This is a genomic window from Streptomyces sp. NPDC102259, assembly GCF_044766465.1.
In the GTDB taxonomy this organism is placed as follows: Bacteria; Actinomycetota; Actinomycetes; order Streptomycetales; family Streptomycetaceae; genus Streptomyces.
Window position 1 is genome coordinate 167,375 of the sequence record NZ_JBIWMA010000012.1, and the last position, 20,436, is coordinate 187,810.

The 20,436-nt window shown below is 73.0% G+C and carries 17 protein-coding genes; 6 read left to right on the forward strand and 11 right to left on the reverse strand.

From position 1 onward, the window contains the following. Nucleotides 1-24 precede the first annotated feature (24 nt). The 7 genes from ACIRPU_RS26370 to ACIRPU_RS26400 form a co-directional block, all read right to left on the reverse strand. The gene (locus tag ACIRPU_RS26370; RefSeq protein ID WP_403871588.1) at nt 25-1,608 is read right to left on the reverse strand and encodes an aKG-HExxH-type peptide beta-hydroxylase; all 1,584 of its coding nucleotides are present in this window, start codon (nt 1,606-1,608) and stop codon (nt 25-27) included. Next, nucleotides 1,605-2,759: an FxsB family cyclophane-forming radical SAM/SPASM peptide maturase gene (locus tag ACIRPU_RS26375; protein ID WP_403871590.1), complete on the reverse strand. Its 1,155-nt coding sequence runs from the start codon at nt 2,757-2,759 to the stop codon at nt 1,605-1,607. Before ACIRPU_RS26375 ends, ACIRPU_RS26370 begins: the two co-directional genes overlap by 4 nt. 216 nt (nt 2,760-2,975) lie before the next feature. Next, nucleotides 2,976-3,206, reverse strand: a complete 231-nt coding sequence (locus tag ACIRPU_RS26380) for an FXSXX-COOH protein (protein ID WP_403871592.1) — start codon at nt 3,204-3,206, stop codon at nt 2,976-2,978. Nucleotides 3,207-3,231: 25 nt separating this feature from the next. After that, nucleotides 3,232-6,684, reverse strand: a complete 3,453-nt coding sequence (locus tag ACIRPU_RS26385) for an SAV_2336 N-terminal domain-related protein (RefSeq protein WP_403871594.1) — start codon at nt 6,682-6,684, stop codon at nt 3,232-3,234. A 7-nt stretch (nt 6,685-6,691) separates the two neighbouring features. Beyond that, nucleotides 6,692-7,714, reverse strand: a complete 1,023-nt coding sequence (locus ACIRPU_RS26390) for a MoxR family ATPase (RefSeq protein ID WP_319278598.1) — start codon at nt 7,712-7,714, stop codon at nt 6,692-6,694. 109 nt (nt 7,715-7,823) lie between these two features. Then, nucleotides 7,824-10,112 (reverse strand): trypsin-like peptidase domain-containing protein, encoded by a 2,289-nt coding sequence (locus ACIRPU_RS26395; RefSeq protein WP_403871596.1) that lies wholly within the window; start codon nt 10,110-10,112, stop codon nt 7,824-7,826. After that, nucleotides 10,109-10,615: a CU044_2847 family protein gene (locus tag ACIRPU_RS26400; protein ID WP_403871598.1), complete on the reverse strand. Its 507-nt coding sequence runs from the start codon at nt 10,613-10,615 to the stop codon at nt 10,109-10,111. Before ACIRPU_RS26400 ends, ACIRPU_RS26395 begins: the two co-directional genes overlap by 4 nt. Before the next feature lie 232 nt (nt 10,616-10,847). On the opposite strand from ACIRPU_RS26400, the gene ACIRPU_RS26405 reads away from it, so the two are divergent. The 3 genes from ACIRPU_RS26405 to ACIRPU_RS26415 all read left to right on the forward strand — a co-directional run bounded on the left by ACIRPU_RS26405 (nt 10,848) and on the right by ACIRPU_RS26415 (nt 13,499). Next, on the forward strand, nt 10,848-11,027 hold the full coding sequence (locus tag ACIRPU_RS26405) for a DUF6104 family protein (protein WP_030049542.1): 180 nt from the start codon (nt 10,848-10,850) through the stop codon (nt 11,025-11,027). A gap of 200 nt (nt 11,028-11,227) precedes the next feature. After that, nucleotides 11,228-12,349 carry a DUF4097 family beta strand repeat-containing protein gene (locus ACIRPU_RS26410; RefSeq protein ID WP_403871600.1) on the forward strand — a complete coding sequence of 374 codons (1,122 nt, stop codon included), beginning with the start codon at nt 11,228-11,230 and terminating at the stop codon, nt 12,347-12,349. A gap of 1 nt (nt 12,350) precedes the next feature. Further along, nucleotides 12,351-13,499, forward strand: a complete 1,149-nt coding sequence (locus ACIRPU_RS26415) for a helix-turn-helix transcriptional regulator (RefSeq protein ID WP_403871602.1) — start codon at nt 12,351-12,353, stop codon at nt 13,497-13,499. Between the two features lie 100 nt (nt 13,500-13,599). Here ACIRPU_RS26415 and ACIRPU_RS26420 read toward each other — a convergent pair whose 3' ends face one another. The 4 genes from ACIRPU_RS26420 to ACIRPU_RS26435 form a co-directional block, all read right to left on the reverse strand. Continuing rightward, entirely contained in the window at nt 13,600-14,199 is a 600-nt protein-coding gene (locus ACIRPU_RS26420) for a Clp protease N-terminal domain-containing protein (RefSeq protein ID WP_403871604.1), read from the reverse strand. Continuing rightward, on the reverse strand, nt 14,199-14,408 hold the full coding sequence (locus ACIRPU_RS26425; protein WP_016437953.1) for a helix-turn-helix domain-containing protein: 210 nt from the start codon (nt 14,406-14,408) through the stop codon (nt 14,199-14,201). The genes ACIRPU_RS26420 and ACIRPU_RS26425 overlap by 1 nt, the downstream gene beginning before the upstream one ends. A 123-nt stretch (nt 14,409-14,531) precedes the next feature. Continuing rightward, nucleotides 14,532-15,497 carry a zinc-binding dehydrogenase gene (locus tag ACIRPU_RS26430; protein ID WP_403871606.1) on the reverse strand — a complete coding sequence of 322 codons (966 nt, stop codon included), beginning with the start codon at nt 15,495-15,497 and terminating at the stop codon, nt 14,532-14,534. Nucleotides 15,498-15,765: 268 nt separating this feature from the next. Beyond that, nucleotides 15,766-16,995: an NADP-dependent malic enzyme gene (locus ACIRPU_RS26435; RefSeq protein WP_384122381.1), complete on the reverse strand. Its 1,230-nt coding sequence runs from the start codon at nt 16,993-16,995 to the stop codon at nt 15,766-15,768. Nucleotides 16,996-17,606: 611 nt separating this feature from the next. On the opposite strand from ACIRPU_RS26435, the gene ACIRPU_RS26440 reads away from it, so the two are divergent. The 3 genes from ACIRPU_RS26440 to ACIRPU_RS26450 are packed head-to-tail and all read left to right on the forward strand — an operon-like array spanning nt 17,607 to nt 20,338. After that, nucleotides 17,607-18,569: an ABC transporter substrate-binding protein gene (locus tag ACIRPU_RS26440; RefSeq protein WP_403871609.1), complete on the forward strand. Its 963-nt coding sequence runs from the start codon at nt 17,607-17,609 to the stop codon at nt 18,567-18,569. Between the two features lie 39 nt (nt 18,570-18,608). Then, nucleotides 18,609-19,580, forward strand: a complete 972-nt coding sequence (locus ACIRPU_RS26445) for an amino acid ABC transporter permease (RefSeq protein WP_403871611.1) — start codon at nt 18,609-18,611, stop codon at nt 19,578-19,580. Then, nucleotides 19,577-20,338, forward strand: a complete 762-nt coding sequence (locus tag ACIRPU_RS26450) for an amino acid ABC transporter ATP-binding protein (RefSeq protein WP_403871613.1) — start codon at nt 19,577-19,579, stop codon at nt 20,336-20,338. Before ACIRPU_RS26445 ends, ACIRPU_RS26450 begins: the two co-directional genes overlap by 4 nt. Nucleotides 20,339-20,436: the final 98 nt, after the last annotated feature.

Sequence of the window (20,436 nt, forward strand, 5' to 3'; positions counted from 1 at the left end):
GGGACGGCTCCTTGCGGGCCATCCTCATTCTTTCGGGCGTGGCAAAGCGGGAGCATGACGTTGTGTCCACAGAGCGCGCGCGGCCTTCACGTACGCCTGGGCCCGCGCCGTGTGGTTCCGGGGCGCCGGAAGGTCGGCCATGCGCTCGTAGGTGGCTGTCATCTCGTCGACGAACCGGCGTCCCCGGACGGTCAGGTCGGGCGAGCCGACGAGTCCCGGCAGGGCCGCTCCGACCTGGGCGCGGTAGCGGGCGTGCCGGGACCAGGCGTACTCGCTGTCGGGCGGTGCGGTGCGCAGCGCGCGGCGCTGGAAGTAGTCCGCGAGGGCCAGGTGCGAGTAGATCCCCTGGAGCAGCCCGTCGTACGGCCGGGGGTCCGTCTTCCAGGGGGCGAAGTAGCGCGGCTCCGGATCGGCGTGATGGAGGGTCACCAGATCGCCCAAAGCGGCCAGTTTGGCGTGGTGCAGTTCATGGACGAGGGTCTCGGCCAGGGCCAGGGCGTCCTGCGGGGTGCTGGAGAGCAGGGCGCCGAACGCCTCGTGCCGGGTCGCGCTGCAACTGTCCCGTCCCGCGGCGCCGGGCGGCCGCTCCAGCGGGACCAGGCAGCGCAGCAGCGTCACCGCCTCGGTCACCCGGTGCGCGCCGCCGGTGCGCAGCGCGGCCTCGGTGCCCGACCAGGCCTGGAGCCAGCGTTTGCCGTCCCCGTCGTCGAGGGTCGCGGGCCCGCCGAGCGTCCGGTGCCGGGGGCCGGGCGCGACCCGGTAGGGATCCACGTCGTCCAGGGCCATGGGGCCCCGGGCGGAGGGCAGTCCGGGCAGGACGTGCACGGGGGGCCAGGCGAGGGCGCCGGACCAGGCCCCGATCCCGCTCTCCAGACGCACGACGACGTCCGCCGCGTCGGGCCGGCGCACCGTCAGGCACCCCTCCCGGTGGGTGACGTGGACGGGGACGTCACCCGTGGTGGCCGTGCGCAGCGAGCCGAGGGACGGCAGGGTGAGCACTCCGGCGTACGCGGTCAGCCGGACGGTGAACGGGATCCCGGCGCGCGCGGCGGCCACGGCGGCGATCGCGCTGAAGTGCGCGAGGTCCTGCCGGAGCCGACGGGACGTCAACTCGTCCGGGGGGCCTGCGCGGCCGTCGAGTCCGTGCAGACAGCTCAGGGCCCACGGCCCGGTCAGCGGATGGAAGAGCCGGGCCCGGGCGGGCGAGAGCCCGGCGCCCGGAGGGGGCGGATGGGCGGTACCGGACGGGGCCGGACGCGCGGTACCGGACCGGACCGGATGGGCGGTACCGGGTAAGGGGTGCGGCGCGCCGAGGGAGGCCTGCGCCATCCCCCGGCGGTCCTGCCCCGCGTCCTCCGGAGGGTGGGCGGTGTCGGGCCGCTGCGGTCGGTCGGCCTCGGCGAGCAGGGACCAGTCCTCGCGCAGCCGGGCCTTTCGGCCGGGGGAGCACAGCGCGGGGTCCGCCGCCTCGGCCGCGTCGAGCACGGCGCGCAGCAGGAGCAGCCGTCGGGTGTCCTGGTCCCGCACGAGGAGGGCCAGGGTGTCGGGGGTCCCCTCGGTGCGGCCGAGTTCCACGAGGGCCCGGTCGGGGACCGTCGGCCTCGTCACGGTGCGCCTCCTTCCCGGGCGGCGGGGACGGCGGCGGCCGCCGTGTCCGCGGCGAGCCGTCCGGCGACGTGGCGGATGAAGCGCTGGAGGTCCGCGCAGTACACGGAGGGGTTGCGGAAGCCGTGCCCCGCCCGGTAGCGGTGGGCGTAGTGACCGCCTCCGCAGACGGTCAGCAGGGGGCAGGCCCGGCACTGGTCGGCGAGGGCCTCGGCGCCCGCCTGCCGGGCCGCCACCGCGGGATGCAGCAGCGCCTCGTCGAAGGTGTGCCGGAAGACGTCCAGGCCGGTCCGCGCGGCGCCGTCGTAGGCGGACTTCAGGGCGTCCACCTGCTCGATCGATCCGTCGGTCTCCACCACGACCGCGTCGAACGGCGCGAGGCCGAGGGCCTCGGTGACCGAGGGCAGCCCCAGCAGCAGCGCGACGCACTCCTCGAAGAGGCGGACCCGGGTCTCCCGCCGGCCGGCCCGCCACCAGCGGTCGAAGACGGCGCACAGCCACTCCCCGTGGCGGGCGGCCGCCCAGTGGGGCGGTGGGGCGGACCAGTTGCCGTGCGGCAGCAGGAAGTCCAGGCCGGGCGGTCGCAGGGTGAGGAGGGACTCGTACGTCTCCACCGGGTCCAGCGTGACGTCGACGACGGTGAGGATGCCGGCGTAGGCCTGCGGGGCCTGCTCGGCGACCAGCAGCGCCCCGCGCGCGGCGGCGGGCCAGGACGGGCGTCCCGCGTGGTCGACGCGGCGGGCGTTGTGCGCGGCGAGGCCGCCGTCGAGGCTGACGCCGATCCGGATGCCGGCGTCGGCCAGCACGGCGAGCCGCCGCGCGGTGAGCAGGGTGGCGTTGGTCTGGACGGTGGCGTGGACCGTGCAGCCGGCCGGGGCGCGGTCGCGCACCAGGGCGGTGAAGCGGGCCAGCTTGCCGGCGCCGGCCAGCAGGGGCTCGCCGCCGTGCAGGACGAGCGAGACGTCCGTGAGGGCGTGGGTGCCGGCGTGTTCGGCGATACGGGTGGCGGTGCGGTCGAGGACCTCGTCGGCGGCGGCCGCGGGGCGGGTGCGCCAGGTGGAGTCGGGGCCCTCGTAGAGGTAGCAGTAGGTGCAGGCGAGGTTGCAGCGGCCGTGCGTCTTCACGATGAACTGGCGGAAGGCCTGCTCGGACACTTCAGCACCCCCATGCCTGGGCCCTTGAGCCGCAGGGGGCGCATTCCCGGGCGGGCACGGGTCACAAACCCCACGCGACCGAAGTTGTCCGAGTCATGCACAGAAGAAACCGGAATCGACTTCGAACGATCGGCTGACGCGCATCGGCTGACGCGGATCGGTTGGCTCGTCGGGTCACGCGGATCGGGTGGGCCGGTGGAGCCGACGGCGGTCGCCTCAGAGCGCCGAGGCGAACCCCCACAGCGGCTCGCTCGTCTGTCCCGCGCGGCCCCGCAGCTCTTCCAGCAGCTCCAGCAGCACGGGATGCTCGATCGTCCCCAGCTCCGTGAGACCCAGCGACAGCAGATCCGGCAGCGGCTCCCCCGCGTCCGGTGCCTCAGGCGCCTCAGGCGCCTCAAGCGCCACCGGCGCCACGGTCACCCCCGCGAACCCGTCCTGTGCGTCCATGCCCACCCCTCTCGACTCGCTCCGCTCATGTCGCACGTTCCAGTGCGGCCAGCCGCCGCGCCGTCTGCTCCGCCGTCGGCTCGCCCGTGCCCAGGTGGTCGTCCGGCAGCCGCGACCACTCCGTGCGGGCCAGGCGGTAGGCCTCACGGGCGGCACGCGGCCGGGCGGCCGCCTCATAGGACATACCCCGCCAGTGATGCGCCTGCGCGCACAACTCGACGGCCTCATGGCGCCGACGACCGGTTTCGGCCACCCCCTCGGCCTCCCGGGCCGCCTCCGCCGCGTCCCGGAAGGCGTCGACCGCGAGGTCGAGCCGGGCCGGGCGGCGCAGGCTGCGGTAGGCCTCGAACTGGACCTGGCCGAGGTCCAGCCGGCAGCGGGCGGCCAGCAGCGGATCCCCCGCGTCCGCCGCCGCGAGGCCGAACAGGTGCTCGGCCTCGCGCAGGTCGACGCGGTCGCCGCGGGCCCGGTAGCGCAGCATCAGCGCGCGGCCGAGCAGCAGGAGCCGGTGGGCGACCTGACGGCTGCCCGCCGGGGTCTCCATCCGGCAGTCCCGCAGCACGCGGATCGCCCGGGACAGCACGTCCTGCGCCCGTGCCCCGGTCTGGAGCCCGGCCAGCCGCAGCAGCGCCTCGCCCCACTCGGCGAGGACGTCGGCGTGCGCGGGCGCGTCCCGGGACATCCGCTGGGCGGCCTGCGCGAAGCGGTCCGCGGCCGCCTCCAGCTCCGCGGGTTCGCCCGACTCGGCGTAGCGGGCCACGGCGATCCGGCCGGCCCGCGCCAGCAAGGACGCGCGCCGGCCCTGTTCGCGCACCAGGCCGAGGGCCTCGTCGACCCGTGCCTGGGCGTCGTCCAGCGGGCCGCCCGCCTGGAGCAGCGCGTCGACCAGGTCGAGCAGGATGCGCACCCGCGCGCGTGCCGACTCGGCGGTGTACGGCTCCGCGCCGGTGTCCAGGGCGTTGCGCAGCGACTGCGCGCCCTGCTCGGCGTAGAGGCGGGCCTGGACGGGGTCGGCGGTGGCGCCGGACAGACGCAGCAGGATCCGGCCGTGCTCCAGGGGGAGTTCGGGCGGGCGTCGGCGTCGGTCGGGCCAGACGTCGGCGAAGGCCTCCAGCATGCCGACGGCGCCCTGGAGCAGCGCGCTGTCCCCGCCGAGCCGCCACTGTGCGTCCAGCGCGCGCACCCGTTCCAGGGTGAGTTTCAGCGCCTCGTTCTCGTCGAGTCCGGGCGCGGCGCAGGCGACGGCGTACTCGCGGTCGGCGCGGCGCAGCAGGTCCAGGGCGCCGGTGCGGTCGCCGCGCCGCCTGCGGTCGGTCGCGCCCGCGTGCAACACCCGGGCCAGCACGGCCCGTTCGTGCAGCCGACGCGGGTGCGCGGTGGCCCGTTCCGCGGCCGCCTCGGCCTCCTGGAGGAGGTCGTCGCCGCCCTGCACCTCCCACAGGCGCAGGGTGCAGTGCGCGTACTCGGCCCACAGTTCGGGGTCCGCGCCCGCCCGCTCGCGCTCGGTGGCGCCGCGCAGCAACTGCACCGCGTCGATGACGTCCTGGATCATGCCCTCGCTGTCGAAGCGCTCGATCAGCGCGCGGGCCCTGCGGACCGCCTGGTGCGTCGGCCGGTCCTCGGGCTGTCCCGGTCCGGTCCGGCTTCCGGGGCTCTCGAACTGCTCGGGCAGCGGCATGAACCGCCGCAGCACCCGGGCCGCGACCTCGGCGAAGGGCTGCGGCACGGGGGTCTCCTCGCCGTTGCCGCCGTTGTCCCCGTGGTCACCGTGATCGCCGTGGTCGCCGTGGTCGCCGTGGTCCGTGCGCTGGGTGGTGGGCGCGTCCGGGCGGCCCGCGCCGCCGTCGCCGAGCTGGGCCAGGGCGAGGGCCGGGAAGTTGGGGCCGCCCTTGCCGAAGCGCTGCTCGATGTACTCCGAGCAGTGCTTGAGCACCAGCATGGCCTCGTCGCGGCCCAGCCGGGACAACAGGGCGTCGCGCACGTCGGGTTCGATGCGGTACCACTGGGCGCCGCCGTCGGCGTACTCCTCCGACGCTCGCGTGAGCAGGCCGCCGACCAGCACCTCGGCGAGTTCGGCCGGCCCGGAGTCGGGCAGCATCGTGCGCTGGACGAGCTGCATCACGGGCAGGCACAGGGGTGCGGCGGCCAGATAGACGGCGAGCCGTCCGGCGGCCGGGGAGGCGCTGGAGCTGAACCTGCTGACCCGTTCGAACGGCGTGCGCCGCCGCTCGGCGCGTGCCGCCGGGGCGGCCGGCTGGTCCGCGCGCACCCAGCCCACGGCCCCCGGGACGGGCCCGGCGCCGGCCCCGGACAGCAGCCTGGCCCAGGCGCCCAGGGCCACCGGCTCGGGCGGCAGCACCGGCACCGGCAGCGCTCCCCGGCGAACCTCCGCCGGGACGCCCGCCGGGGTGCGTACGCGCAGCGCGGCCGCTCCGCCCAGCGTCTCGCCGCGGCTCAACTCACAGAACAGCACGGGCAGTCGGGTGCGGTTCCACAGGCGCTGCGGCAGCGGCTGGAGCACGGCGACCGGGCCCTGCCGGGAGAGGTGGTGCAGCAGCCGGTGCGCGTGGCCGCTGTGCCACAGGGGGCCCGCGCAGTCACTGACGAACAGGACGATCCGGCGGCCGGTGGGGTCGCTGAGCCGGTCCGCGGAGTGCAGCGGCGCCGCGTAGACGTCGGGGCTGCGGCTGACGGCCGGCTCGCCGTCCGGTCCCTGGTGCAGATGACTGACCTGGATGTCGGAGAAGGCGCCCAACTGACCGAAAACCTGCTGCAGTTCCACGAACAGCCGGTCCCAGACACGCATCGAGGACGAGGCGTCCAGGACCAGCTGGAGCCGGGCGTCGCCCCGGGTGACGGCCCGGTGGACGGGCAGGATCAGGCCGCCCGCCTGGGCGCTGCGCTCCGCCGTCGCCGTCTCGTCGAGTCGCATGCGCAGCGGCGGCGCGGGGCTCCGGTAGCGCTGCAACCGCCGTAATGCGCGCTGGAGTTCGAGCGGGGCGGGCAGCACGGGGGCAGCGGGCACGCCCACCGGCAGCGTGGCGGCACGGCCCGCGCCACGGGTCCGCTCCACTCCGTCCTGCGGGACCGGGTACAGGCTCACCCGCCCGTCGGCCCCCACGTCCTGCGGCGGCCGCTCCGGCCGTTCCAGGCGGTCCCCCCGGGGCCGTCCGTCGCCGTCCCGGCCGGGTCCGGCGTCGGGCCGGGGCGCGGGCCGGCCGCCGGTTCCGGCGGGCGGGTCCTCCTGGTCGGGGGTCTCCACCGGCCGGGTCCAGCGCGCCAGCCAGAGCGCGTCGCACAGCTGCGGCACATCGGGGTCGAGCCCGACGTCACGCAACCGAGCGACGAGTTCGGCGAGCGGATCACCGCCGCGCGGTGCTGACGCCGAGGCGCCGCCGGACGCAAGGGAGCCGCCCGGGGTGTCGGGACGGCGGCCGTCGGGCGGGACCGGACCGTGGCGGGCCGCTGCGTCGGGCATCAGGCCCTCACCTCGGGCGGTCGAGTCGCTGGATGAGCAGGTCGGCCAGACGGTCACGACTGGGCGGCGCGGCCGCGTCGGTGAGGTAGATCGCGTTCAGCAACTGGTCCGCCGCGAGGAGTTCGCTGCGCGACCGCTCCAGGAACCGCGTGATCAGGTCGTCCCCCGCGCGCGCCGCCTCGTCACCGAGATGCGCGCGGACGAAGGTGGCGAGCCGGTTGTGGTCGGGGCGCCCCAGCTCCAGGTGGATGCAACGGCGCATCAGCGGGGCCGGGAAGTCGCGCTCCCCGTTGCTGGTGAGCACGACGAACGGGAAGGCGCGGCAGCGCACCCTTCCGTCCCGCACCCGGACCTTCACCCCGTCGGCGGTCAGCACCTCCGCCTCGCCGTCCGGCAGCCGGTCGGCGATGCGCTCCAGCTCGGGGATCGCGAACTCGCCCTCCTCCAGCACGTTCAGCAGGTCGTTGGGCAGGTCGATGTCGCTCTTGTCCAGCTCGTCGATGAGCAGCACGCGCGGGGTGTCGGAGGGCAGCAGCGCGGTGCCGAGCGGTCCCAGCCGGATGTAGCTGCCGATGCCCTCGACCGCGCCCGGCGAGCCCGCCGCCGACCCGAACCCGCCCTGCGCGGCGATCTGCACGTCCTGGAGCCGGGCGATCGCGTCGTAGTGGTACAGCCCGTCCTGGAGCGCGGAACGGCTGACGATCGACCAGCGCAGCACACTGCCGAGGCCGAGTTCGTACGCCACCGAGTGGGCGAGTGTGCTCTTGCCCGCGCCGGGGCTGCCCGTGACGAGCAGGGGTCGGCGCAGATAGAGCGCCGCGTTGATCATCTCCAGCTCCTCGGCGCCCGGCCGGTGCAGTTCCGCCAGGTGCCGGTGCGCGCCGAGCCTGCGGTCCTGGGACCCGTCGCCGGAGCCGGCCGCGTCCCGGCTGGTGAAGTCCCGCCAGGGGGGTGGATCGGGCAGCCGCTCGATCCCGTCGTGCGGTTCGCCGGCGCCTCGGTAGATGAGCCACTCACTGGATTCGGTCATGATCCGGTCCTCGTCACTCGTCCACCGCCGCGGCCGTCCGAACGTGCATCACGTTATCCATCCTGGAGGTGCCTGGTAAGGGGCCGACCGGCCCCGCGGGCGGGTGGGTTCAAGGGGCCTCCAGCAGGTCTCCGGCGCCGGGCAGCGGCTGGTGGGGATCGTCGTACAGCAGGGCGACGCCGTCGGCCCAGAACGACTCCGTGCGGCCCGCGCGCAGCCGCATCCGGAGCTCGTGCACGGCCTCGGGCAGGTGCTGCGCACTGGGCGGCTCGGCGATCCCGTCGATCGTGCCGCGGTGGAACTCCCCGCAGACGGCGTCGGCCCGGCCGCGCCGCCGTCGCCACAGGGCCACGCCGTAGCCGCCGAGCACGATCCGGGCGAGCGCCTCCGCGTCGTCCTCGTAACGAAGGTCGCCGTAGCGGCAGAGCACCGGGACGGTGCCGTGCGACAGGGCGCGCAACTGCTCCACGGTCGGTACGGGTTTGCGCAACCCCTCGTCGCAGTCCAGGACTTCGGCCTTGGCGCGGTGCGCGTGCAGCCAGCGCCACCGGGCCCGGCGCTCCGCGTCCAGGTCGTCCGGATCGTCCAGGCCGTCCACGCCGTCGGCGCCGGCCGTGTCGTCCGGCGCGCCCCCGCCGTACGCGCCGAACGCCTCGTCGGGCAGCCGGTCGCGGTCGGCGCAGCGCACGACGACCGGACGCAGCGCACCCAACGGCTCCTGTCCGGGCGCGAGTTGCCAGTTGTCGACCTCCAGGCCCAGCAGCGCGTGCGGCAGCGCCACCTGGAGGAGCGCGGGCCTGCCGGGCTCGTCGCAGTGCCGGAAGGCCTCCGCGAGCGGGCCGGCCAGGTGTGCGGGCAGATCGGCCAGCGACGTGCGTTCGGCCTCGTGCAGCCGGACGACCTCGCCGCCGGGCGCGGCCACGGAGACCGACCAGTCGCAGCGGTCCGGCTCCCAGCCGCGCCGCACCACTTCGAGCAGGGCGGAGGGCCGGGCCACACTGCCGACGGAACGGGCACGCGCGCGTGCGTGGGGCCGACCACGCCGGTGCTGCCCGCGTCCGCCGGGACCGTCCGTCGGGTGGAGGCCGGCGGAGACCGTGTCGGGGGCGTCGTGCTCCGCCTCGTCCCGTCGGCGCAGCCGCTCGATCCGCTGCTCGGCGAGACCGGACCGGTAGCGGGCGCCGAGCCGTTGCGCGGCCTGCCACACCCAGACCCACAGGGCCTTCTCGGCGTCCGGGGTGCTGGGCACGACGAACGGGCGCGGAGCGGACATCGCGCGCATCGCGTAGTCGAGGACGAGTTCCAGTGCCCCGTCGTCACTCGCGCTCTCGTACAGCGCTCCGAGGCCGTCGCGCCAGCCGCGTGGCGCGGGCAGCGGGGTGAGGGCCTGGAAGTCGGGGAGGGAGTCGAGGATGTCCAGCAGGCCGCGGGTGCTCTCGGGCGGCGGGAGTTCGGCGAGCCGGCCCAGCAGCTGGATCCGCTCGTCCGGGCTGAGGGTGCGGCCCGGCCGCGCGCCGAGCCTGCCCTGTACGTCGGTCCAGGTCTGGCGCCGGGAGGCCGGGTGACGCTGCCGGTCGCGGTGGTAGCGGTCGTGGGCGTGGAAGACCGCCTGGTAGAGGTCGCTGTGCTCGGCCGGCACCGCCTCGGCGGCGACCCGCAGGGTGCGCAGCTGCTCGATCCCGGTGGACGTGCCGCCGGGCCGGTGGTCCGAGCGCGCCTTCAGCACGCCGATCACCTCGCCGCGCTCGGGGTCGATCACCGGACCGCCCGAGACGCCGTACGGCAGGTCGTTGTCGCCCAGCCGCATCTGCACGTCCGAGGACCAGCCGCCGATGGTGCCCTGCACGGTGAGCGTGCCGTCCATGACCTGTAGGCGGCCCTCGTTCTCGGTCCAGCCGGCGTACAGCACCCGGCCCTCCCCGTAGTAGGCCGCCGGACGCTCGGAGACGTACACGCACTCGTGGTCGTCGACGGGTTCGGTCAGCTGGACGAGGGCGAGGTCCGGGGCGGGCCAGTTGCCCGTGGGCCGGTTGCCCGTGGGCCGGGGCCGCCCGGCGCGGTCCGCCCGGTCCGCCAGGTCGGCCAGGTCGGTCAGGTCCGCCCGGTCGGGAAGGGTCGCCACCACCCGGCCGGGGGCGGTGGCCGTGCCCCGCCCCGGTGCCGTCTCGTACACCACCGCGACCTCGCCCCCCTCCCCGCCGCAAGCCACGTGTGCGCAGGTCAGAACCCAGTTCGGGGCGACGAAGAAGCCGCTCCCGAGGAACGTGTCGGGCTCCTCCAGGGCATACCCGACGACCGGGCGATGAATGCGCACGGTCGCCGCCACGACGAGTCCACGCAGTGCACGACGGGCCGCATCGAACGCGTTCGATGCGCCCGGGGCGTGCCCGCCCGTCATTCCGCGCCCCCGCCCACGGTGCCGTCGGCGCCCCCGTGCATCGGCGCGCCGGGGGACGCGCCCGCGCGCCGGACCCCGTCCTCGCCGGACGACGATCCGTCACGCGCGCGGGAGCCCGCGCCGGGGGGCGCGGGAGGCGGTGCGTCGAGGTCCGGTGGCCCGCTGTTCCAGGTGAGGGTGACCGTGATGCCGGCCTTGGCCTCTCCGTCGGCGAGCAGACCCACGACCTTCCCGGCCTTGGCGGTCAGCTCGATGCCGAACTCGACGCTCACCTCGTCGGGCCGCACCGCGCGCAGCGGTTCCGCCAGCGACCGCGCGACCCCCGTCACGAGCGCGTGCAGGCTCTCCACGCTCGCCTCCACCCGCTCGGCGAACCCGGTGTCGCTGTAGGACAGCCGCCCGGACGGCGGGGACAGCTCCCCCGCCCCCGAGATCCGGGCCCAGACGGGCGTCCCGTCCGGCAGCGCGATGCGCGCCACCCGCGTCACGTCCTCAGCACTCATGGCACTCCCCCGTCGTCCCCGGCCCCCGGCCCCGCCCATCGGTGCGCAGGCCGGCCGCGGGGCTCCGATCGCGCGGGGGCCCTGGCGACCCGCGGGACGCCGTCCCCCTGCGCCTATCCTTTTCCTGTCCCCTCCCACCAGAGAGCGGATCTCTTCCTCCCCTCGCAGGAACCAGGGTCCTTCCCCCGAGGGGGGATCCCTATCCCTGCGACCGACCCACGGAGCACGATCCATGTACTTCACCGATCGCGGAATCGAGGAACTCGAGAAGCGGCGCGGCGAGGAGGAGGTCACCTTCGAGTGGCTCGCCGAGCAGCTGCGGACGTTCGTCGACCTGAATCCGGACTTCGAGGTGCCGGTGGAGCGGCTGGCGACATGGCTGGCGCGGCTGGACGACGAGGACGACGACTAGGACGACGAGCACGACTACAAGCACGACGACGCGCGGGCAGGTCACGGCTGTTCGCATGGAGGGGCGCCCCGGGGCGCCCCTTTTGCGTGCGCGGGGATCACCGGAACGGGTGCCTTGACTTTCGACGTCCGCGATATATCGTGTTTTACGGAAGACGCGATATGGCGTGTCGTGTCGCCGCCGACGAGGAGGTCCGCACTATGTCCGAGTGGTCCGTCGCCGAGCCGAGGAAGCTCTCTTTCGACGAGCCCGTGAGCGAACTGCGCGTGCGCATCGTCGACGGCACCGTGAACGTCGTGGGCACCGACGAGGAGGGCCCCGCCCGCCTGGAGGTCTCGCGGATCGAGGGACCACCCCTGGTGGTGAGCCATCGCGACGGGAGCCTGACGGTGGCGTACGAGGACCTGCCATGGAAGGGCTTCCTCAAGTGGCTCGACCGCAAGGGCTGGCGGCGCAGCGCCGTGGTCTCGCTGGCCGTGCCGGCCGGCACCCGCGTGGAGGTGGGCGTGGTCAGCGCCGCCGCGGTGGTCTCCGGCATCGAAGGCCGAGCCGAGGTGAAGGGGGTCAACGGGGACACGACCCTGGTGGGGCTCGCGGGCCCGGTGCGCGCGGACACCGTCTCCGGGAGCGTGGAGGCCCAGGCCCTCACCGGCGAACTGCACTTCAACTCCGTCTCCGGCGACCTGACCGTGGTCGAGGCGGGCTCCTCCGTGAAGGCCGACTCCGTGAGCGGGTCGATGATCGTCGACCTCGATCCGACGAGCCGCCCCACGACCATCGACCTGACCAGCGTCTCGGGCGAGATCGCCATCCGGCTGCCCCATCCGGCGGACGCGCGGGTGGAGGCGAACACCGCGAGCGGCTCGGTCTCCAACGCCTTCGAGGACCTCCGGGTCAGCGGCCAGTGGGGCGCCAAGCGCATCACCGGCCGGCTGGGCGCGGGCAACGGCAGCCTGAAGGCGACGACGGTCACCGGCTCGATCGCCCTGCTGCGGAGGCCCCCGACGGAAGACGGGCCGGTCGACCCGGCGGCCGGCGCGACCGACGCGACCGACGCGACCGACGCCGACGACGCGGGGCACGACGAGCCGGAGACGAAGACAGCGACGAGGACGGCGACGCACGCACCGAAGCAGGCACCGGCACCGACGGCGAAAGCGGCGGCGGAACCGGCTCAGGACCCGGCCGCGGCGGCCGGACCGGAGGGTGAAGCGCGCTCGGTTCGGCCCACCGACTCGGGGGACAATGCCGTTTCCGGCCCGGGCGGCGAGAGCTCCTGCGGCGACCCGGCCGACAGCACGACCGACAAGAAGGTGCTCTGACATGCCTCCCGTCTTCGCCCACGGCCGTCTCCGTCTCTACCTGCTGAAGCTGCTGGACGAAGCGCCGCGCCACGGCTACGAGGTGATCCGCCTCCTCGAAGAACGCTTCCAGGGCCTCTACGCGCCGTCGGCGGGCACGGTCTATCCCCGGCTGGCCAAGCTGGAGGCCGAGGGCTTGGTCACCCACACCACCGAAGGCGGCCGCAAGGTCTACGCCATCACCGACGCGGGCCGGGCCGAACTGGCGGACCGCAGCGGAGAACTGGTCGACCTGGAACTGGAGATCCGCGAGTCGGTCGCCGAGCTGGCCGCCGAGATCCGGGCCGACGTACGCGGCGCGGCGGGCGATCTGCGACGCGAGATGCGGGCGGCGGCCACCGAGGCCCGCCAGAGCGCGGGGCCGGGCTCCACCGACCAGGGCGAACACGGGGAGCACGGGGAGTACGGCGACACGGAGTCGTGGCGCGCCGCCAAGGAGGAGATGCGCCGCGTCAAGCAGGAGTGGAAGGAACAGGCGCGCCGGGCCAAGGACGAGAGCCGCCGCGCCCGCGAGGAGGCCCAGCGGGCCCGCCGCCAGGCCAAGGAGGCGCAGGAACGGGCCAGCACCCAGGCCCAGGAAGAGGTGCAGCGCATCGCCCGCCGGGTCCAGGAACAGGTCCAGGACCACTTCTCCCGGGGCGACTGGCCGACCGGCGTCCGCGAGGGTCTGACGGAACTCGCCAAGGAGTTCGCGGACTTCGGCAGGGAGTACGGCAGGGACTTCGGCTTCGGCCGCACCGGCACGACGGGTCCGACGACGAAGGGCCCGACGTCGAAGGCGGGCTCGACGGCGACCACGCACCCCGAGGACTCCCGAACGGAGGAGAACTCCCGCGCCGCGGAAGAGTCCCGCGCCGCGGAGGACTCCCAGGCCGCCGCCTACTCCCGCACCCCGGAGGACTTCCCCGCCGAGTACGTACCGGCCTGGGCCCACGAGGACACCGGCGACCCGGCCCGCGATCTGGACCGCCTGCTCGACCGCTTCCGGGACGACATCCGCGACGCGGCCCGCGACCACGGCGTCACCGCGGACCAACTCCGTGAAGCGCGCCGCCATCTGTCCACGGCGGCGGCGCACATCGGGGTGATCCTGCGAGCGCCGAAGCCCTGACGCTCCCGGCCGCACAAGGCAGGCAGCGGACACCGGCAGCCAGCCATTCAGCCATCAGCCAGCCAGTGACTGAGCGAGTGAGCGACTGAGTCCGACCCGCTCAGCCGGCCTTGGCCTCGGTCGCGGTCCCGGGCTCGTCTCCTCGGCTGTCGCCGTACAGCACCCGGGTGAGGGACGCGTGGGTGACGCCGTGGTCGGCGAGGATCTCCGAGGGGACGCCTCGGCGAGCGGTGAGGGCGATCAGCAGATGCTCGTCGCCGATGTGCCGTTCGCCGTGGGCGACGGCGACGCGCAGCGTGCCGGTGAGCAGGTCCTTGGCCCCGCGGCTGAACGGCCGCCGGCCGGACCGTCCGCCGAAGAGGCCGCCCCGGCCGACGGCGGCCAACGCCCCTTCGCCGTGTGTCTCCTCGACCCGGGACACGATCTGCGACAGGTCGATGCCCAGCCCGGACAGGGCGTCCGCGTCGGCCCGGGAGAGTCCGCCGCGACGGCGCGTCTCGTCCAGGTCCCGCACCAGCCCCGCCCGCCCGCCGGGCGGCAGACCGAGCGAGGCCAGCGCGAAGGAACCGCGACTGCCCTCACGGTCGAGCAGGGAGAGCAGCACATGCGTCTCCTCGACCCGCGTGGCCCCCTCCCGCTCCGCGTGTCCCACCGCGCCCTCGACCACGGCACGGGCGTCCTTCGTGAATCGTTCGAACATCAATGCCTCCCGTACTTCTTGTGCACGGCCTGCCTGCTGACTCCCAGCTCCGCGGCGATCTCCTGCCACGACCAGCCCTGGTTGCGCGCACTGCGCACCTGCACCGCCTCCAGTTGCTCCAGCAGTCGGCGCAGGGCGGCGACGGCGCGCAGTCCGACCCGTGGATCGCGGTCTCCGGCGCGCTCGGCGAGATCCGTTGCTTCGGTCATGGCGTCAACCTACGTTGACACGAGCGCCATGTCAACCACAGTTGACACGACCGGCACGCGAAAGGCGGGCCCGGACCTCCGGACCCGCCTGACAGCGTCAGCACTCGCCCTGCGGCCGAGGACTCAGCCGTTGGTGAGCACGATCTTGCCGAACAGATCACCCGACGCCAGCCGTTCGAACCCCTCGCGGGCCCGATCGAGCGGCAGCACCTCGTCGATGACGGGGCGGACGCCGGTGGCGGCACAGAAGGAGAGCAGGTCCTCCAGTTCGTCCTTGGTGCCCATGGTGGAGCCGACGACCTTCAGCTCCAGGAAGAAGATCCGGGTCAGCTCCGCGTGCGAGGGCCGGTCACCGCTGGTGGCGCCGGAGATGACGAGCGTCCCGCCGGGCCGCAGGGACTTCACCGAGTGCGACCAGGTGGCCGCGCCGACGGTCTCGATGACGGCGTCCACCCGCTGCGGCAGCCTCGCACCCGGCTCCACCGCCTCGACGGCGCCGAGCTCCAGGGCCCGCTTCCGCTTGGCCTCGTCCCTGCTGGTGGCGAAGACCCGCAGCCCGGCCGCCCGACCCAGCACGATGGCCGCCGTGGCGACACCGCCGCCCGCGCCCTGGACGAGGACGGAGTCACCGGGCCGTACACCCGCGTTGGTGAAGAGCATGCGGTACGCCGTCAGCCAGGCCGTGGGCAGGCAGGCGGCCTCCTCGAAGGAGAGCCCCTTGGGCTTGGGCAGGATGTTCCAGGTCGGCACGGCGACCTGCTCGGCGAAGGTGCCCTGGTACCTCTCGGTGAGGATGGAACGAGGCTCGTCGGGCCCGACACCGTGCCCCGTCTGTCCGATGACGGAGTGCAGGACGACCTCGTTGCCGTCCTCGTCGACCCCGGCGGCGTCGCAGCCGAGGATCATCGGCAGCCGGCCCTCGGGGAGCCCGACACCCCGGAGCGACCAGAGATCGTGATGGTTGAGGGAGGCGGCCCTGACATGGACGGTGCTCCAGCCCGGCCGGGCCTCGGGGGCCGGGCGCTCCCCCAACTCCAGGCCGGAAAGCGGCTGGTCGCGGTCGATTCGGGCGGCGTAGACGGCGAACATGCAGCCGACGATAGGGTCCACCGGCGGCAAGCGAAACCGGACGCCACTGTGAGACATGCCCTCTTGCGCTCAGCCCGCCCGCAGCACTGATCGACCACCGGTCGGTGAAATCAGCCCGTCCGGCGTTTGAGGACGAGGCCCGTTCAGGGCCGAAGCGGGGGTCCGGGGGCGGCAGCCCCGGGGACGGCGCCCTGGTCATCACCCGAACGGGCGGGTGGGTGGGCAAAAAAAGATGGCCCCGCCGAACCGGCGGGGCCATCCACGCACGTCAGCGACGAGCAACCCCTTCGGCACGAGCAGCCGCGGCGACCGCCGCGGTCACCGCGGGAGCAACCCGCTCGTCGAACGGCGACGGAATCACGTAGTCCGCCGCGAGATCGTCACCGACGACCCCCGCCAACGCCTCGGCCGCCGCGATCTTCATGCCCTCGGTGATCCGGGACGCCTGCACCTGGAGCGCGCCCGCGAAGATCCCCGGGAACGCCAGCACGTTGTTGATCTGGTTCGGGAAGTCCGACCGCCCGGTCGCGACGACGGCCGCGTACTTGTGGGCGACGTCCGGGTGCACCTCGGGCGTCGGGTTGGCCATCGCGAAGACGAACGCGCCCTTCGCCATCGACGCCACCGCCTCCTCCGCGACCGTACCGCCGGAGACGCCGATGAAGACGTCGGCGCCGGCCAGCGCCTGCTCCAGCGAGCCGCTCAGCCCGGCCTTGTTGGTGAACCCGGCCACCTCGCGCTTGACGTCGGTGAGGTCCTCGCGGTCCGCCGAGACGATGCCCTTGCGGTCGGTGACCGCGACGTCCCCGATGCCGGCCTCCACCAGCATCTTGGCGATGGCGACACCGGCCGCGCCGGCGCCCGAGATGACCGCGCGCAGCTCGCCGATGCCCCGGCCGCTCAGCCGCGCGGCGTTGCGCAACGCCGCCAGCGTCACGATCGCCGTGCCGTGCTGGTCGTCGTGGAAGACCGGGATGTCGAGCGCCTCCTGGAGCCGGCGCTCGATCTCGAAGCAGCGCGGCGCCGAGATGTCCTCCAGGTTCACACCGCCGAACGAGGGCGCGAGGCGCACCACGGTCTCGATGATCTCGTCCACGTCCGTGCAGGCGAGCGCGAGCGGAACCGCGTCCACACCGCCGAACTGCTTGAACAGAATCGCCTTGCCTTCCATGACCGGGAGGGAGGCCTCCGGGCCGATGTCCCCGAGCCCGAGCACGGCCGTGCCGTCGGTGACGACGGCGACGACGGACGACTTCCACGTGTAGTCGTTCACCAGCTCCGGACGCTCCGCGATCGCGGTGCACACGCGCGCGACGCCGGGAGTGTAGGCGAGGGACAGGTCGTCCTTGTCGCGAATCGGGACGGTGGCCTGCACGGCCATCTTTCCGCCGCGGTGCAGCGCGAACACCGGGTCGAACGAGTCGAGGGGCTCCGCACCGCCCTCCTGGCCCGTTCGGTCGGCGCTCTCGCTGCGAGGATTGACGATCTCCGCTGCCACTGTGTCTTACCCCTTAGGTCTGCATGGTTTGAGGGTGGCCACTCCTGATTGAGAAGTGGGCGGGCATCGCGCAGGTCCCAGAGGTGATGCGTGACGGGCGCCTGCGCGTCGGGCGCGCCGCACACGCGCCCTGAGCCCCGGATGAGGGGTGTAAAAATCCTTCTTACCGGACGGAGACCACAGCCGACGAGTCCATTCCGTGCAAGGTCACACGGCTCACTCTGTGGACCTTGGACAGCGGTCACCTGGAGTGACATGACTCATGCGCGAAGACTCGCCAAGCTCCCGAGAACGCTTGACACGGACTCAAGCCGGCGAACACGGCGCACGCCGGGCGACCGCATCATGTGATCAACCGAAGATCTTTCGGCCGGAACGGGAGATTCCCGCAGATGGTCCGGCTCCGCCCGGTCGTGATGTACCGGACTGATGTGGTTCGGGGGTCGCCCGTTATCCGATTTTGACATGGCTGGCCCCCTGAATGGCGTAGTCCGAATGGCAAGATGCCGTAATCACACGAGGTCGCGACACCCGAAGGTGTGTGTTCTCGTCGACCCATCGGCATTTGTCGACCCATCGGCATCTCCATCCATCCGCCGGAGGAATCCACCATGACCGCAAGCTCCACCCGACGCACGACCGCCGCGCGCACCCGCCTGGCAGCGGTCGGATCCCTCGCGGTCGCGGGCGCCTTGCTGCTCACCGCCTGCGGCGACCAGACCGAGGGCGGCGGCAGCTCCTCCGAGTCGTCGAGCGGCTCCGACAAGGCCCCCCTCTTCTCGAAGCTCCCGGCCGACATCCAGAAGGCGGGTGTCATCAAGGTCGGCACCAACGCCGAGTACGCCCCGATGGAGTCCGTCGAAGGCGGCAAGATCGTGGGCGTCGACCCCGACATCGCCGCCGCGCTCGGCAAGCAGCTCGGCGTCGACTTCCAGTTCACCTCGGGCGGCTTCGACACCCTGATCACGGCGGTCAACACCGGCCGCTACGACGTCGCCATGTCGTCGATCACGGACAACAAGCAGCGCCAGGAGGGCCTGGACGACAGCGGCAAGAAGCTCGGCACGGGCGTCGACTTCGTCGACTACTTCACCGCCGGCACCGCCATCTACGTCCAGAAGGGCAACCCCAAGGGCATCAAGACCATCGACGACCTCTGTGGTCAGACGGTCGCGGTGCAGCGGGGCACGACCTACGAAGAGGCCCTCAAGGCGCAGTCCAAGACGTGCACGGAGGGCGGCAAGAAGGCCCTCAAGATCGAGTCCTTCGAGAACGACACCGAGGCCCAGACCCGCGTGAAGTCCGGCGGCGCCGTGGCCGGCGTCAACGACTACCCGGTGGCCGTCGACATGGCCCGCAAGGCGGGCGACGGCAACACCTTCGAGGTCCTCGACAAGCAGTACGAGGCCGCTCCGTTCGGCATCGTCGTCAACAAGAAGAACACCCAGCTGCGCGACGCCCTGAAGGAGGCCGTCGACGCGATCATCAAGGACGGCTCCTACCAGAAGGTGCTGGAGAAGTGGGGCGCCGAGAGCGGCGCGATCAAGGCCTCCGCGATCAACGGCGGCAAGTGATCCACCCGCACCTCTTGAAGTCTTCGAAGGGCAGTCCCCATGACTGACAAGCTCGACAAGTCCGCCGCGGGCGGCGCACCACCCGAGGACACCCCGCCGGTGGCCAAGGACTCGGCGTTCTCCGGCCCGCCGGAGGCCATCAAGGCCATCCCGGTGCGCCACTACGGCCGCTGGGTCAGCGCCGTGATCGTCATCGCGCTCCTGGCGCTGCTGGTCAACGCCTTCGCGAACGGCGACATCCAGTGGGACACGGTCGGCGACCAGCTGTTCAACTCGACCGTCATCGCGGGCGCCGGGCGCACCCTGCTGATCAGCGTCCTGTCCATGGTGCTGGGCGTGGTCCTGGGTGTTCTGCTGGCCGTGATGCGGCTGTCGAAGAACCCGGTGACCAGCACGGTCGCCTGGCTGTACATCTGGTTCTTCCGCGGCACCCCGGTGTATGTGCAGCTGCTGATGTGGTTCAACCTGGCGCTGATCTTCCCCGTCCTGAACCTCGGTCCGATCTACAAGGACGAGATGACGGACGTCATGACGCCGTTCATGTGCGCCCTGCTCGGACTCGGTCTGAACGAGGCCGCGTACATGGCGGAGATCTGCCGGGCCGGCCTGCTGGCCGTGGACGAGGGACAGACCGAGGCCTCGCACGCGCTCGGCATGAGCCACGCCAAGACGCTGCGCCGGATCGTCATCCCGCAGGCGATGCGGGTGATCGTGCCGCCGACCGGCAACGAGTTCATCAACATGCTGAAGACCTCGTCGCTGGTGTACGTGGTGACGTACAACGAACTGCTCCGCTCGACCTCGGTGATCGGCTCCTCGTCGTTCGCCGTGATGGAGCTGCTGTTCGTCGCCTCCATCTGGTACCTGGTCATGACCAGCGTCTTCAGCGTCTTCCAGTACTACCTGGAGCGGTACTACGCACGGGGTTCGAGCCGCAGCCTCCCGCCCACGGTCTTCCAGAAGATCCGGGCGAACCTGTTCTCGATCGGCCGCGAAAGGAGTGCGTCATGACCGCGATGGTGAAGGCCGAGGGCGTGCACAAGTCCTTCGGCGCGGTCGAGGTCCTCAAGGGCATCGACCTGGAGGTCAAGAACGGCGAGGTGTTCTGCCTCATCGGCCCCTCCGGCTCCGGCAAGTCGACGTTTCTCAGGTGCATCAACCACCTGGAGAAGATCAACGCCGGGCGGCTGTACGTCGACGGCGAGCTGGTCGGCTACCGCCAGAAGGGCGACAAGCTGTACGAGCTCAAGGACAGCGAGGTCGCGCTGAAGCGCCGGGACATCGGCATGGTGTTCCAGCGGTTCAACCTGTTCCCGCACATGACGGCGGCCGACAACGTCGTCGAGGCCCCGGTCCAGGTCAAGGGCATCAGCAGGGCCAGGGCGAAGGAGCGCGCGAAGGAGCTTCTGGACCGCGTCGGCCTCGCCGACAAGGCCGGGAGCTACCCCTCGCAGCTGTCCGGCGGCCAGCAGCAGCGCGTGGCCATCGCCCGGGCCCTGGCGATGGACCCGAAGCTGATGCTGTTCGACGAGCCGACCTCGGCGCTCGACCCGGAGCTGGTCGGCGACGTCCTCGACGTCATGCGTGACCTGGCCGAGTCCGGCATGACGATGGTCGTCGTCACCCACGAGATGGGCTTCGCCCGCGAGGTCGGCGACAGTCTGGTCTTCATGGACGGCGGCGTGGTCGTGGAGTCCGGCAACCCGCGGGACGTCCTGACCAACCCGCAGCACGAGCGGACGCAGGCGTTCCTGTCCAAGGTGCTGTAGCGAGCACGGCGAACGGGAAAGGGGCGGTACGGGATTCCCGTACCGCCCCTTTCGTCCGTTCGGGACGTGTCAGTGCCGGCTGGCTGGTTCCGGCCGGT